General features: G+C 70.5%; 12 protein-coding genes, 1 tRNA gene and 1 pseudogene. 8 read left to right on the forward strand and 6 right to left on the reverse strand.

Annotated elements, in window-relative coordinates:
• Positions 1-66 precede the first annotated feature (66 nt).
• The 4 genes and pseudogenes from DAI20_RS08030 to DAI20_RS18920 all read left to right on the forward strand — a co-directional run bounded on the left by DAI20_RS08030 (position 67) and on the right by DAI20_RS18920 (position 3,994).
• Positions 67-990 carry a carbohydrate ABC transporter permease gene (locus DAI20_RS08030; RefSeq protein WP_108250063.1) on the forward strand — a complete coding sequence of 308 codons (924 nt, stop codon included), beginning with the start codon at positions 67-69 and terminating at the stop codon, positions 988-990.
• A gap of 65 nt (positions 991-1,055) precedes the next feature.
• Complete coding sequence (locus tag DAI20_RS08035) at positions 1,056-1,934, forward strand: carbohydrate ABC transporter permease (protein ID WP_438501983.1); 879 nt, start codon at positions 1,056-1,058, stop codon at positions 1,932-1,934.
• A gap of 162 nt (positions 1,935-2,096) precedes the next feature.
• Positions 2,097-3,088: pseudogene (locus DAI20_RS18915) on the forward strand (beta-galactosidase); the annotation flags it as partial.
• A complete protein-coding gene (locus DAI20_RS18920; protein WP_240606020.1) occupies positions 3,080-3,994 on the forward strand; it encodes a beta-galactosidase in 915 nt (304 codons plus the stop codon). The pseudogene DAI20_RS18915 and the gene DAI20_RS18920, both read left to right, overlap by 9 nt.
• A 237-nt stretch (positions 3,995-4,231) precedes the next feature.
• On the opposite strand, the gene DAI20_RS08045 is transcribed toward DAI20_RS18920, so the two are convergent.
• The 4 genes from DAI20_RS08045 to DAI20_RS08060 form a co-directional block, all read right to left on the reverse strand.
• Positions 4,232-5,170, reverse strand: a complete 939-nt coding sequence (locus tag DAI20_RS08045) for an aldose 1-epimerase family protein (RefSeq protein WP_108250569.1) — start codon at positions 5,168-5,170, stop codon at positions 4,232-4,234.
• Between the two features lie 19 nt (positions 5,171-5,189).
• On the reverse strand, positions 5,190-7,010 hold the full coding sequence (locus DAI20_RS08050; RefSeq protein ID WP_108250064.1) for a glycoside hydrolase family 2 protein: 1,821 nt from the start codon (positions 7,008-7,010) through the stop codon (positions 5,190-5,192).
• A 267-nt stretch (positions 7,011-7,277) separates the two neighbouring features.
• The gene (locus tag DAI20_RS08055) at positions 7,278-7,691 is read right to left on the reverse strand and encodes a DUF3592 domain-containing protein (protein WP_108250065.1); all 414 of its coding nucleotides are present in this window, start codon (positions 7,689-7,691) and stop codon (positions 7,278-7,280) included.
• A 45-nt stretch (positions 7,692-7,736) separates the two neighbouring features.
• Positions 7,737-8,375 carry an MBL fold metallo-hydrolase gene (locus DAI20_RS08060; RefSeq protein WP_108250066.1) on the reverse strand — a complete coding sequence of 213 codons (639 nt, stop codon included), beginning with the start codon at positions 8,373-8,375 and terminating at the stop codon, positions 7,737-7,739.
• 74 nt (positions 8,376-8,449) lie between these two features.
• Here DAI20_RS08060 and DAI20_RS08065 point away from each other — a divergent pair, with 74 nt between their 5' ends.
• Together DAI20_RS08065 and DAI20_RS08070 are read left to right on the forward strand one after the other, a co-directional pair.
• Positions 8,450-9,382, forward strand: coding sequence for a diacylglycerol/lipid kinase family protein (locus DAI20_RS08065; protein WP_108250067.1), 933 nt, complete (start codon positions 8,450-8,452; stop codon positions 9,380-9,382).
• Positions 9,383-9,481: 99 nt separating this feature from the next.
• Positions 9,482-9,554: transfer RNA gene (locus DAI20_RS08070), tRNA-Glu, on the forward strand.
• A gap of 172 nt (positions 9,555-9,726) precedes the next feature.
• Here the strand turns inward: DAI20_RS08070 and DAI20_RS08075 are convergent.
• Together DAI20_RS08075 and DAI20_RS08080 are read right to left on the reverse strand one after the other, a co-directional pair.
• Positions 9,727-10,341 carry a TetR/AcrR family transcriptional regulator gene (locus DAI20_RS08075; RefSeq protein WP_108250068.1) on the reverse strand — a complete coding sequence of 205 codons (615 nt, stop codon included), beginning with the start codon at positions 10,339-10,341 and terminating at the stop codon, positions 9,727-9,729.
• 74 nt (positions 10,342-10,415) lie between these two features.
• Entirely contained in the window at positions 10,416-11,063 is a 648-nt protein-coding gene (locus tag DAI20_RS08080) for a TetR/AcrR family transcriptional regulator (protein WP_108250069.1), read from the reverse strand.
• Between the two features lie 287 nt (positions 11,064-11,350).
• On the opposite strand from DAI20_RS08080, the gene DAI20_RS08085 reads away from it, so the two are divergent.
• Positions 11,351-12,385 carry a TerC family protein gene (locus tag DAI20_RS08085; RefSeq protein ID WP_108250070.1) on the forward strand — a complete coding sequence of 345 codons (1,035 nt, stop codon included), beginning with the start codon at positions 11,351-11,353 and terminating at the stop codon, positions 12,383-12,385.
• A gap of 133 nt (positions 12,386-12,518) precedes the next feature.
• The gene (locus DAI20_RS08090) at positions 12,519-13,340 is read left to right on the forward strand and encodes a PP2C family protein-serine/threonine phosphatase (protein WP_240605971.1); all 822 of its coding nucleotides are present in this window, start codon (positions 12,519-12,521) and stop codon (positions 13,338-13,340) included.
• Positions 13,341-13,463: the final 123 nt, after the last annotated feature.

Consider the following 13,463-nt stretch of genomic DNA (forward strand, 5'->3'; position numbering starts at 1 on the left):
AACCGGCCGGCCGGCCGAGGTCGGCCGGCCGGTTCCCCCTGCTCCTTCCAGACATCGGAGTCTCGAATGACACGCACCTCAGCGCCACCCGCCCGGCGGCCGCGGCACAACGCAACCCAGCGGCGGCAGAACCGCGCCGCCTACCTCTTCGTCGCCCCCTTCATGCTGATCTTCATCGCCATGCTGGTGGTGCCGCTCTTCTACTCCGGGTACCTGAGCTTCTTCCAGGACCGGCTCATCGGCGGCTCCACGTTCGTGGGCTTCCAGAACTACGTCCGGGCGCTCACTGACCAGGGCTTCATCGACGGCGTGCTGCGGATGGGCGGATTCCTCCTCGTCCAGGTGCCGATCATGCTCGCCCTCGCGCTGTTCATCGCCCTCGCCGTGGACTCCGGTCGCGTGCGCGGCGGCAAGTACGTGCGCCTGCTCGTGTTCGTGCCCTACGCGGTGCCCGGCGTGCTCGCCGCGCTCATGTGGGGCTACCTGTACGGCAACGACTTCGGTCCGATCGCCCAGACCATCCGGGCCACCGGGCTGGACGCGCCGAACCTGCTGTCGCCCGACCTGATCCTCTACTCGATCATGAACGTGGTCACCTGGGGCTTCGTCGGCTACAACATGATCATCATGTACGCCGCGCTGCGGTCCATTCCCGGCGAGCTCTACGAGGCGGCGGAGATCGACGGCGCGGGCCAGTTCCGCATCGCCTGGAGCATCAAGATCCCCGCGATCCGGCCCGCGATCCTGCTCACGGTCATCTTCTCCATCATCGGCACGTTCCAGCTGTTCGCGGAGCCGAGCCTGTTCGACGCCATCGCGCCGAACGCCATCTCCGACTCGTACACGCCGAACTACTACGCCTACAACCTCGCGTTCGTCAACCAGAACATCAACTACGCCGCGGCCATCGCCTTCATCCTCGGCATCGTGATCATGATCGTCAGCTACGTCGTGCAGCTGTCGACCCAGAGACGGGAGCGACTGTCGTGAGCGCCATCCCCATCGTCGACGCCGCCGGAGCGGCGGAGACCACCCCGCGCGGCCCCGAGGCGGGCCTGCCCCGCCGGTCGAAGCGCCGCTTCGATCCCGAGAACCGCAGGAGCACCCTGCTCACGATCGTCCTCTGGGTGATCGTGCTGTACTTCCTGTTCCCGCTGGTCTGGCTGGTCGTGGCCTCCACCAAGAACAACACCGACCTGTTCTCCAGCTTCGGGCTCTGGTTCGGCAAGGACTTCAGCCTGTGGGAGAACCTGCAGTCGGTGTTCTCGGTGCAGAACGGCATCTTCCTCCGCTGGGGCTGGAACACGATCTTCTACTCGGTCGTGAGCGGGCTCGGCGCCGCGCTGCTGTCCACCATGGCCGGCTACGCGTTCGCGAAGTACCGGTTCCCCGGCGGCGTGCTGATGTTCAGCGTCGTGCTCGGCGCCATCATGGTGCCGCTCACCGCGCTGGCGATCCCCACCTACCTGATGTTCAGCAACTTCGGCATCACGAACACCGCCTGGGCCATCATCCTGCCGTCGCTGGTCAGCCCGTTCGGCGTGTTCCTCATGCGGGTGTACGCCGCGGACGCCATCCCCGACGGCCTCATCGAGGCGGCACGCATCGACGGGGCGGGGGAGTTCCGCATCTTCTGGCAGGTGGGCCTGCGCCTGCTCGGACCGGGCGTCGTGACGGTGTTCCTGTTCGCCCTCGTGGCGACCTGGAACAACTACCTGCTGCCGCTCATCATGCTCAACAGCCCGTCCCTCTTCCCGCTCACGGTCGGCCTCGCTCAGCAGCAGTCCGCCAGTGCCGCGGGCGGCGGCTCCCAGGCCCTGTTCTCCACGGTCATCACGGGCTCGCTCGTGTCCGTGATCCCGCTCGTCATCGCCTTCCTCTACCTGCAGCGCTACTGGCAGAGCGGCCTGGCTACCGGCGGCGTCAAGGGCTGACGCTCCATCCGTGCCGCTTCCGCGCCCGGCGCGGCACGCGCATCACGCACCATTCGCACACGACGAAGAGACGGAAAGGACGGCTCCATGCCGATCTGGTACGGCGGAGACTACAACCCCGAGCAGTGGCCGGAGGAGGTGTGGGACGAGGACGTCCGGCTCATGCAGCGGGGCGGCATCACCCTCGCCACCGTCGGCGTCTTCTCCTGGGCGAAGCTGGAACCCCGGGAGGGTGAGTTCGACTTCGGCTGGCTCGACCGGGTGCTGGACGGGCTGCACGCGGGGGGCATCCGGGTGGACCTCGCCACGGCCACCGCGTCGCCGCCGCCCTGGCTGCCGCATGCCTACCCCGAGGTTCTTCCCGTCACCGCGGACGGGGTGACCCTGTCCGTGGGCAGCCGACAGCACTACTGCCCGAGCTCTCCCGTCTACCGTCGGCTCGCCGCGAGGCTCGTCAGCGCGATCGCGGAGCGTTACGGCTCGCACCCGGCGCTCGAGCTGTGGCACGTGAACAACGAGTACGGCTGCCACGTCGCGCACTGCTACTGCGACGTGTCGGCGAAGGCCTTCCGCCAGTGGCTGCGGAACCGGTACGGCAGCATCGACCGGCTCAACGAGGCCTGGGGCACGGCGTTCTGGTCGCAGCAGTACGGCGACTTCGCCGAGGTGTACCCGCCTCGGACGATGCCGACGTACAGAACCCCGGGCACGCGCTCGACTTCGACCGGTTCAGCTCGGACGAGCTGCTCGACTGCTACCGCAGGGAGCGGGACATCCTGCGCGAGGCGACACCGGACGTGCCCATCACGACCAACTTCATGGGCTTCTTCAAGGGCGTCGACTACTGGCGGTGGGCGAAGGAGGTCGACGTCGTCAGCGACGACAGCTACCCCGACCCCGCGGACCCGGACTCGCCCGCCTACGGCGCGATGGTGCGCGACCTCGTGCGGTCGCTCGGCGGCGGGCGGCCCTGGATCCTCATGGAGCAGGCGTCGAGCGCGGTGAACTGGCGGCGCCGCAACGCCGCGAAGCCCGCGGGCATGAACCGCGCGCTCTCGTACCAGGCGCTCGGCCGCGGCGCCGACGGCATCCTCTACTTCCAGTGGCGCCAGTCGGTGGCCGGCGCCGAGAAGTTCCACTCCGGGATGCTGCCGCACGGTGGAACGGAGACGAAGACCTGGCGGGAGATCGAGCAGCTCGGCGGCGAGCTCGCCGGGCTCGACCGGGTGCGCGGCACCCGCGTGCCCGCCGACGTGGCCATCGTCTTCGACTGGGACAGCTGGTGGAGCATCGAGCAGGAGGCGACCCCCGCCGAGATCCCGTACGTGCAGCACGCCTTCGCCTGGTACCGCGAGCTCCACCGCCGCACGGTGACGGTCGACTTCGTGGCGCCGTCGGCCGACCTCAGCCGCTACCGCGCCGTGATCGTGCCGAGCCTCTTCGTCGCGACGGCGGAGGCGCTCGGCGCCCTCGACACCTATGTGCGTGCGGGCGGGCGGCTGCTCGTGACGTTCCAGACCGGAATCACCGACGAGGACGCCCACATCACCGCGGGCGGCTACCTCGGAGTGCTCGCCGAGACCCTCGGCGTGCGCGTCGAGGAGTTCGCGCCCCCGGCGGGACCGGACCTCGCGGGCACGGGCCTTGCCCCGGTTCCCGGCACCGCGTTCGGCGGCTCGCTGGTGAGCGGCGGGACGGGAACTCTGTGGTCCGAGTACCTCCACTCGGAGGGCGCGGACGTGATCGCCGCGTTCGAGGGCGGCGAGCTCGACGGCTGGCCGGCCATCACGGCGCACAGCCGCGGGGAGGGCCGGGCCTGGTACGCCGCGACACTGCCGGACCCCGAGGCCATGGCCGCCCTGCTCGACGCCGTGCTCGGCGACGCGGGCGTGAGCCCGGTGCTGCCGGAGCCCGTCGCGGGCGTCGAGGCCGTGCGTCGCGGCGACAGCGTGTTTCTGGTCAACCACGCGCCTCGCGAGGCGCGGGTGACGCTGGCCGGCGCCGAGCACGTGCTCGAGCCGCGCGGCGTCGCGGTGGTGGAGGTCGACGCCGCGGACTGAGCCCGCGGTCCGTGGGGGTTCGCGGTCCCTGAGACCATCGCGGTCCCTGAGCCCGTCGAAGGGACGGAACGGGCCTCGGACCATCACGGTCCTTGAGCCCGTCGAAGGGACGGAACGCGTGTCGGACCTTCACGGTCCCTGAGCTTGTCGAAGGGACGTACCCCGCGCAGGAACTTCGGACACGGAAAAGGCGGGGCACCGAATGTGTGCCCCGCCTTTTCCGTGCGTGCGAGCCGTCTAGATCGCGGCGATCGCCCAGGACGCCGACGCGGACCCGCCGGGCTCGATGAGGATCAGGTCGTCGCCGGAGTTGAAGGCGTCGGGCGGGCAGGTCATCGGCTCGACCGCGAGGCCCACGCGGTTCATCTCCGGCTCGGGGCGGTCCGCGGTGTGCACCTGGACCCACGGGCACTCGGCACCCCAGCGCATCGCGACGCCGGACCCGTCGGCCGCGGTCAGCCGCACCTCTGTGGCGCCGTCCCCGTTGCGGGACAGACCGGTGAAGGCGTGGTCGATGAACGTGTCGTCGATGCGTCGCGGCGAGCGAAAGTCGTAGACGCCACCGTCGGCCTCGGTGACGCTCGCGCGACCCGTCGGGATGAGCCGGTCCTCGGTCACCGTCAGCACCTCGTCCGCCGGGAGGCTCAGGGTCCACTCGTTCACGCGTCCGTCGCCCGCGCGCAGGTACGGGTGCGGGGCGGTGCCGAACGGCGCGACGCCGTGGCCCGTGTTGGTCGCGGTGACCGTGGTCTCGAGGCCCGCCTCCGACAGCGTGAAGGTGACGGCGATGTCCAGCCGGCGCGGGTAGCCGAGCTGCGCCGGGATGGTGACGCCCAGGGTGGCGGACGACCCGCTGTGCTCGCGCACCTCGTAGTCGAGCCAGCCCGCGAGCCCGTGCAGGGCATGCCCGCGCTCGGGCTCGGTCAGCCCGAGCTGCTGGGTCTCGCCGTCGAGCTCGTAGGTGCCGTCGACGACGCGGTTCGGCCAGGGCACGAGCGTCGCCCCGCGGTAGACCGGACGGATCGCGTCCTCGTCGAAGGGCACGACGAGGTCGCGCCCCTCGAACTGCAGCGAGCGCAGGCTGGCGCCGATGCTTGCGATGGTCGCCGTGTAACCGCCGGCGGAGAGGGAGACCTGCGTGCCCGAGAGCGGCGCGCCTGACGAGGGAAGTGTCATGTCGTCCATTGTCCTGGAACTACCGCGTGCCGCGGATGATGTGAGCGATGGTCTCGACGGGCAGCTTCGGCACCCGGTTCTCGTCGCACAGGCCGTTCGTCTCCTGGCGCGTGTCGGTGAGCTGCGTGTAGCAGAACCCGCGCAGCACCGTCGAGGCGTTCACGGCGTCGAGGATCTCCGAGAGGCGTCGCTCGAAGTCCTCGGCGTCGCTCGCGGTCGAGTAGCCCCAGCTGTCGTCGAGCGTCACGTTCGGGGCGTAGCTGACGCCGCCGAACTCGGTGAGCATGACGGGCTGCCCGCGCTCCACGCGCCCCTCCGGCATCACGCTGATGCGCCGGTCCGCCGGGCCGAAGCCGTCGAGCATCTCGTCGATGGCCTCGCGCGTGCCGTAGCGCTTCTCCAGCACCACGCCGCTGGCCTCGTAGTCGTGGATCGACCAGATGTCGGTGTCCGTGTGCTCCCAGCCGTCGTTGGAGACCACGGGGCGGGTCGGGTCGAGGGCCTTGGTGAGGTTCACGAGGGCGAGCCCGTATGCGCGCTGGGCGGCGTCGTGCGCCCCGTGCTGCACGCCCCAGGACTCGTTGAGCGGCACCCAGGTGACGATGCAGGGGTGCGACCGGTCGCGCCGCACCAGCTCGGCCCACTCGCGCATCAGGCGCTGCACCGCGGTCGCCGTGAACGCATAGGCGCCGGCCGTCTCGCCCCAGAGCATGAGCCCGAGGCGGTCGGCCCAGAACAGGAAGCGGGGGTCCTCCACCTTCTGGTGGATGCGGGCGGCGTTGAAGCCGAGGGAGAGGATGAGCTCGACCTCGGCCCGCAGCGCCTCGACGCTCGGAGCGGTGAGGTGCGACTCCGGCCAGTAGCCCTGCTCCAGGACGGAGCGGACGTAGGTGGGGCGGTCGTTCAGGAGGAACTGGCCGTTCTCGACGGCGGTCGAGCGCAGGCCGAGGTAGCTGCCGACCTCGTCGGTCGGGGCGCCGTTCTCGCCCAGGGTCACCACCGCGTCGAGCAGGCGGGGGTTCTCCGGCGACCAGAGCAGCTGCTCGTAGTGCTGGCCGTTCCGCTGACCGCCGAGCGTGATCTCGAACTCGACCTGGTCCTCGAGCGTCTCGATGCTCTGCCGGGCGACGATCTCACCCTCGTACGAGATGTCGACGGCGACCGTGACCGGCGTCGACGGGCGGCGGCTCAGGGTGAGCTCGGCGCGCACGACGCCGCGGGGCACGTCCGGAAGCCAGGCGACGTCGGTGACGGAGAGGCGGGGAACGGCCTCGAGCCAGACGGTGCGCCAGATGCCGGTCGTGCGCTGGTACCAGATGGCGTGCGGCTCCGGGTGCCAGTCCTGCTTGCCGCGGGGCATGGTGACGTCGAGCGGGTCGTCCTCGGCGCGCACGACGATCGCGTGCTCCGGAGCGGCGGGGTCGAGCGCCGCGGTGATGTCCGCGGAGAACGGGGACTGCCCGCCCTCGTGGGAGACGACGTGCGTGCCGTCGACCCACACGTCGGCGCGGTAGTCGACGGCGCCGAAGTGCAGCAGCATCCGGTCGCCGGAGGTGCCGCGGCCCGCGGCGTCGAGGTCGGCCTCGGTCACGGGGATGCGGTACCAGACGACGGGGTGGAAGCTCATGTCGCCGACGCCGGACGCGGGGGACTCCGGCGGGAACGGCAGCTGGATCTCGCGGGTGAACGGCGTCGCGTCGCGCTCCCAGTGGGCGTCGCGGCCCTCGTCCGCGTCGTCGTACGCGAAGCCGGCCCGCACGTCGAGCGCGCGGTGGTGCTCGCGGACGAACTGTGGGCGGGGGTGCGTGCCGTCCTGGCGGCTCGGGGGGGCGATGGGCATGCGGTGTCTCCTCGTCGAGTGGCAGTCCTGTGTCCCACCGTCATTACAACGTTGGAACGATCCGCGTTCCAGTGTAGCGACGGCGGGCTCCCGTGCCACGTCCGCCCGCCCGGTCCCGCCCCCGCTCCCGCTCCTGCCCGGCCCCCACTACCGCCCCTGCCCAGGCAGAGGCATCGTGCCCAGGTTGAAGCTGGGCAGGATGCTCCTGCCTGGGCAGGGGCAAGTGGTTTTGCGCGGATCGCGGAGGCAGGGGCACCCGGGGCAGGCTCAGCCCGCGGCGCCGCCCTCGGCGAAGAGGAGCAGGAGCCCGGCGATCCAGGCGAGGATGCCGATGGCGAGCAGGATCCCGCCGAGCAGCAGCAGCGCGCGCCCGTCGTGGGCGGGGGAGTCCGTGCGCATCCGGTCGGGACGCCGCGACGAGAAGTAGACGTGGATGTCGCTGCCCACCTCGAGGCCGGCGCACTCGGGCGTGTCCGCGTCGACCTGGTGCACCTCGCCCGCCGTGTCGAACCAGCGCACCAGCGGACCCATCGGCCCGCGCGCGATGACGCCCGTCGTGCCGACCCAGCGCCGCGAGGCGAAGCGGGCCGCGACGCCGAGGGGAAGCAGGAGCACGCCGCCGATCAGCCCGATCCAGGTGAAGAGCTCGCAGAGGACGGCGAGGGCGTCGAGCGTATTCACGTGCGGTGGCATCCCGGGGTCGAGGTCAGACCCCGAGGATACCGGCTAGACGTCGAGCGATTCCCCCGGCTGCAGCGGGAAGAAGGTTCCGCCGCCTGCCTCGGTTGCCGCCTCGATGCGCTGATTGGCCATGCCCTTGCCCGCCACGGACAGGACCATCTCGTGCACCGGGAAGCTGCGCTTCGGCGCGACGGCGGTCACGTAGTCGATCACCTCGGCGATCTTGAGCCACGGCGCGCCGCACGGCACGGCGAGCAGGTCGACCTCGACGCCCTCCGGGATCGTGAAGGAGTCGCCGGGGTAGAAGAGCGTGTCGTTGACGAGCACGCCGAGGTTGTCGATCACGGGGATGGACGAGTGGATGATGGCGTGGGTGCCGCCGAAGAAGCGCAGCGTGAAGCCGTCCACCTCGACGGTGTCCCCGGCGTTGACGACCGTGATCTCGAAGTCCTCGGCGGCGGCGGCCACGCCCGCGGGGGCGAAGATGGGCACGCCCGGGTTCATGCCGACGATGCGGTTGAGCTGCTCGGGCGTCCAGTGGTCGGGGTGCTCGTGGGTGATCACGATGGCGGCGGTGTTCGCGGTCTCGGTGAGCGGGGTCGTGAAGGATCCCGGATCGACGAACAGCTTCCGGCCGGAGTTCTCGAGCAGGAGGGCGGCGTGTTCGTACTTCGTCAGGCGCATCCTCCGATGCAACACCGTGCGTCCGTTCTCCGCAAATACCCGCCCGCGGTCGGCGACGCCCTACTCTTCGACCCATGCCCGCCGAAGCGCCCGCCCGCACCATCGTCGTCGCGATCAACCCGGATGCGGCATCCGGGCGGGGCGCCGCCGTGGGAGCGCGCACCGTGGCCGCCCTCCGTCGCGCGGGCTGGATTGTCACGCCGCTGCAGGAGGACTCGGCCGATGCGCTCGCCGCGGCCGTCGCCGTCGCCCTCGCCGGTGGACCGCGCGCGCTGATCGTCGTCGGCGGGGACGGCATGGTGGGGCTCGGCGCCAACGCGGTCGCGGGCACGGACGTGCCGCTCGGCATCGTGCCCTGCGGAACGGGCAACGACATGGCGCGGAACCTGGGGCTGCCCGTCGGCGACGTCGCGGCCGCGCTGAGTCGGCTGGTCGCGGCCCTGGCTCCGTCCGGCGGCGGGTCGCGGCGGATCGATGCCGGCCTCGTCACGCACGCCGACGGCCGCGAGACGTGGTTCGCCTGCGCCCTCTCGGCCGGCTTCGACGCTGCCGTGAACGAGCGGGCCAACCGGATGCGCCGGCCGCGCGGCGCCTCCCGCTACGTGCTCGCGCTCCTCCGGGAGCTGGTGACCTTCGGGCCCGTGGACTACCGGCTCACGATCGACGGCCGCGAGGAGCGGGAGCCGGCGGCGCTCGTCTCGGTGGGCAACGCGGGATCGATCGGCGGCGGCATGCGCATCACGCCGGACGCCGTGCTCGACGACGGCGCGCTCGACGTGCTGATCGTCGCCCCCGTGTCCCGGCTCACCTTCCTGCGCCTGTTCCCGCGCGTCTTCCGCGGCACGCACGCCGCCCTCCCGCAGGTGCGGCTGCTCCGGGCCCGCGCGATCCGCATCGCCGCGACCGGTGCCCGCGGCGGCATCGTCGCCTACGCGGACGGCGAGCGGCTCGGCCCCCTGCCGCTCGACATCCGGGTGGTTCCTGGCGCCCTCGCCGTGCTCGTCTGACCCCTCGGCGCTGCTGAGAGAACGGGCCTGGCCGGGTGGTCCCGCGCTCGATTTCGTTCGGCGCCGTTCCGTATGGCATACTCGTTGAGTTGCAAAAACGGCCCCATCGTTTAGCGGCCTAGGACGTCGCCCTCTCACGGCGGTAACGCGGGTTCAAATCCCGCTGGGGTCACAACACACGCGAAACCCCCTCCACTCGGAGGGGGTTTCGTCGTTCCCGGGACATCGCCGCCGCTGCTCGCTCCGGAACGGCCCCGACTAGCCCGTGAGGTGCCCAAAACGGTCCCGTTTCGGGCGAAAAGGGAACCGATCTGGGCACCTCACGGGAGCAGCAGGGGGACCCCCTACTCGGCGGGGCGGAACGGCAGGGGCTTCGAGAGGAACGCCTGCACGACAGGGGCGTGTGACGCGATGAGCTGCTCCCGCGGCATGCTCGCCACCGGTTCCAGCTTCCAGATGTACCGGGTGACGCCCAGGCCGGCGGCGACGGTACTGACGAGCCCGGACCGCACGGCCGCCTCGTCGAGCGGGGTGTCCTCCGGGAGGGCCAGACGCACGCCCTCCGTCGTGAGCTGCACCAGCCGGCGGTAGGCCTCGTTGTCGCGCTCAGCGGCGAACGCGACCCAGCGCATGATGGTGACGCCCATCGGGTGCTCCCACACGTCGAGGCAGGCCTCGAGGTACGCCCGTCCGCGGTCGTCGACGGGCAGGCCGGGCAGCTGCCGGAAGGGCAGGCGCAGTTCCTCGGGGATGCGCAGCGCCTCCTCGAGGAGGGCTTCGGTGGAGCCGAAGTAGTAGCGCACTAGGCTGGGGTCGACACTGGCCTCGCTGGCGATGCGCCGTGCACTCACCCGGTCGACGCCGAGTTCCATGAACAGGGAGCGCGCGGCGTTCACGATCGACTCGCGCGCGTCTCCGTCCGTCCGTGGCCCGCGCTTCCGGGTCTCTGACTTTTCCATCTTGTGATCCTCGATCGGTATCACGCGCGGAACCCGTCGGTCCTCGAAGGATCAGCGTTACTCGGTTAGGCGCACTATTCGGGTAGAGGGCCGGTCAGGTACGACTGAACCAGGGGCGCCTGACTGCCGATGAGACGCTCGAAAGGCATGCTCGCGAGCGGCTCCATTCGCCATACATAGCGCGTTATGCCGAGTCCGGTCAATACGGAATTCACGTATGCGGAACGAATGTCGATCTCGGCCTGGGGAGTGCCGTCCGGAAGGGCCGCGTGCCACAGCTTGGGGGTGGCGTCGACGAACCGGCGGTAGGCCAGGCTCTCCCGGTTGCAGGCCCCCGTGAGCCAGATCATGAAGGCGCGGCCGTGCGGGTCCTCCCACACGCGCAGGGCGGCGCGCAGCAGCGCCTCGCCGCGCTCCTCGGCCGGCAGCTTCGCCAGTTCGAGGAACGGATCCATGAGCTCACCGTTGGGGCGCATCACCTCGGCGAGCAACGCCTCGACCGAGCCGAAGTAGTAGCGGATGAGGCTCGGGTCGACGCCGGCCTCACTCGCGATGCGGCGGGCACTCACGTGCTCGGGCCCGTGCTCGATGAACAGGGCGCCCGCGGCATCGACGATGGCCCTGCGGGCGTCCCCGCTGGTGCGCGGACCGCGCCGGCGCGCCGCGGCGTCGTCGCCGTTGTGCTCCGGTGGGGCGGCCGGTTCCGTGGTCATGAACGACATGGCGTTCCTCGATTCTCGGTCGGGTTGCCGCAACGGTAGCGCCTGGAGTCGGGAACACCCGAGAACGCGCCGTGCACTGGGGTACGATGGGCAATCGCGAAGGGGAGTATCCCACTACGCCGTAGTCGTCAGTACGGGCTCCAACGGAGCGGCCCCGGCACGGTGGCATCTGTTTTCGGGGTGTGGGAGAGACTTTCGGGTTCTGTCACGCCTACCGCCACCTGCACAGGCTCGCTGCCCACCAGGGCGCGGCAACCGCAAGGTCCGTCACCCGCAAAGGAAACCCCGTGGAACTCGCACTCCCCGCATGGTTCGAGATCGGCTCGTTCATCGTCCTGATCCTGATCCTCGTCGCCGACCTCCTCATCGTGTACCGCCGGCCGCACGTGCCATCTGTTCGCGAGTCCAGCCTCTGGGTCGGCTTCTACGTCGGGCTCGCGCTGATCTTCGCGCTCCTCATGCTCGTGCTCGGCGACGCGGAGCACGCGGGCCAGTTCCTCGCGGGATGGCTGACGGAGTACAGCCTGTCGATCGACAACCTCTTCGTCTTCGTGATCATCATGGCGAGGTTCTCGGTGCCCAGGAAGTACCAGCAGGAGGTGCTCATGGTGGGCATCGTCATCGCCCTGGTGTTCCGCGGCATCTTCATCCTGCTCGGCGCCCAGCTCATCGAGAACTTCAGCTGGATCTTCTACATCTTCGGCGCGTTCCTGCTCTACACGGCGGTGCACCAGGCGCTCGCCAAGGAGGAGAACGACGACGAGGGCGAGAACGGCCTCATCAAGTTCCTCCGCCGCCACATGAGCATCTCCAACGAGTACGCCGGATCCAAGGTCCGCACGGTCATCGACGGCAAGAAGGTCTTCACGCCGATGATCATCGTGTTCGTCGCCATCGGCACGACCGACCTCATCTTCGCGCTCGACTCGATCCCGGCCATCTTCGGCATCACGCAGAGCCCCTTCATCGTGTTCACGGCGAACATCTTCGCCCTCATGGGTCTCCGCCAGCTCTACTTCCTGCTCGGTGGCCTGCTCGACCGCCTGCACTACCTCAAGTACGGCATCGCGTTCATCCTGTTCTTCATCGGCGTGAAGCTCGTCTTCCACGCCATGCACGAGAACGAGTTGCCCTTCATCAACGGCGGTCAGCACATCGAGTGGGCCCCCGAGATCGACACCTGGACCTCGCTGGGCGTCATCGTGGGCACCATGATCGTGGCGACCGTCGCGAGCCTCATCCGCATGCGCCGCGAGAGCCGCGCCGTGCCCGCCGCCCACGGCGACGAGCGCGCCGCGGAGATCAGCGCGGACCGCGACTAGGGGGCAAGAACAGCCCGACCAGAGCTCGGCCGGCCACCGGTTCAGCGCACAGGCCTCGCCCCCGCAGGGGCGGGGCCTGACTGGTACGGTGAGCGGTCCACCGCCTCACCGCGCCAGCATTCGAAAGGGACCCGTGAACCAGCAGCCCACCGCGCGCCTCACCGTGCCCGGCGGCGCCCTCACGGTTCGCGGCAGCGCGGCGACCGACCGCGGGGCCGTGCGCCGCGTGAACGAGGACAGCTTCCTCGCCCGGCTCCCGGTCTTCCTCGTCGCAGACGGCATGGGCGGGCACCAGTTCGGCGACCGCGCGAGCCAGACCGTCGTCGCCACGTTCGCCGAACTCTTCCCCGATCCCCGGCCTGTCGCCCAGGATGCGGTGCTCGAGGCCATCGAGGCCTCCAACGACGCCGTGCTCGGGCTCGTGGAGGCGGGCTCGGCCCCCGGCACCCTGGCCGGCACGACGCTCACGGGCGTTGCGCTCGTCACCGAGCCCGAGGATCCGTCCGGCGCCCTCCGCTGGATGGTGTTCAACGTCGGCGACTCCCGCGTCTACAGCTGGGACGGCGCCGCGCTCGCCCAGCTGACCGTGGACCATTCGGCCGTGCAGCAGCTCGTCGACCTCGGCCTCATCACGCAGGCGCAGGCCGCGGTGCACCCGGAGCGGAACCTCATCACCCGGGCCGTTGGGGCCGACGCGGACGTCGACGCCGACGCGTGGCTGCTCCCGGTCGACGGCCGCCAGCTGTTCCTCGCCTGCTCGGACGGGCTCATCAAGGAGCTGGGCGACGACACCATCGCCGCCATCGTGCAGGAGCACGCGGGCCGCGACGTCGAGTCCCTCGCCCAGCGGCTCGTCGCCACCGCGGTCGACGCAGGCGGCACCGACAACGTGACGGTGGTCGTGATCGAGACGCTGCTCGAGCCGGCGCTGGTGGACCCCGCCGCCCGCGGTTAGACTCCCCTGACGCTCCCGAGGGGCCTGCGGCCGTCCGGGCGGCGGAAGCCCTGGACCGGGGCGGCAGTCCCCGCCGGCGGTGCGGCGGGAATACGGCGAGGGCCCCGCTCGGTTGGGCTATAG

This window comes from Planctomonas deserti (assembly GCF_003067705.1).
Classification (GTDB): domain Bacteria; phylum Actinomycetota; class Actinomycetes; order Actinomycetales; family Microbacteriaceae; genus Planctomonas; species Planctomonas deserti.

Bases quoted from the DNA above. Each gene is read 5' to 3' on its own strand.
- DAI20_RS08075 (WP_108250068.1), bottom strand. From the start codon at position 10,341: ATGGAAAAGTCAGAGACCCGGAAGCGCGGGCCACGGACGGACGGAGAC.
- DAI20_RS18920 (WP_240606020.1), top strand. From the start codon at position 3,080: ATGCTGCCGCACGGTGGAACGGAGACGAAGACCTGGCGGGAGATCGAG.
- DAI20_RS08065 (WP_108250067.1), top strand. From the start codon at position 8,450: ATGCCCGCCGAAGCGCCCGCCCGCACCATCGTCGTCGCGATCAACCCG.
- DAI20_RS08045 (WP_108250569.1), bottom strand. From the start codon at position 5,170: ATGACACTTCCCTCGTCAGGCGCGCCGCTCTCGGGCACGCAGGTCTCC.
- DAI20_RS08030 (WP_108250063.1), top strand. From the start codon at position 67: ATGACACGCACCTCAGCGCCACCCGCCCGGCGGCCGCGGCACAACGCA.
- DAI20_RS08080 (WP_108250069.1), bottom strand. From the start codon at position 11,063: ATGTCGTTCATGACCACGGAACCGGCCGCCCCACCGGAGCACAACGGC.
- DAI20_RS08050 (WP_108250064.1), bottom strand. From the start codon at position 7,010: ATGCCCATCGCCCCCCCGAGCCGCCAGGACGGCACGCACCCCCGCCCA.
- DAI20_RS08060 (WP_108250066.1), bottom strand. From the start codon at position 8,375: ATGCGCCTGACGAAGTACGAACACGCCGCCCTCCTGCTCGAGAACTCC.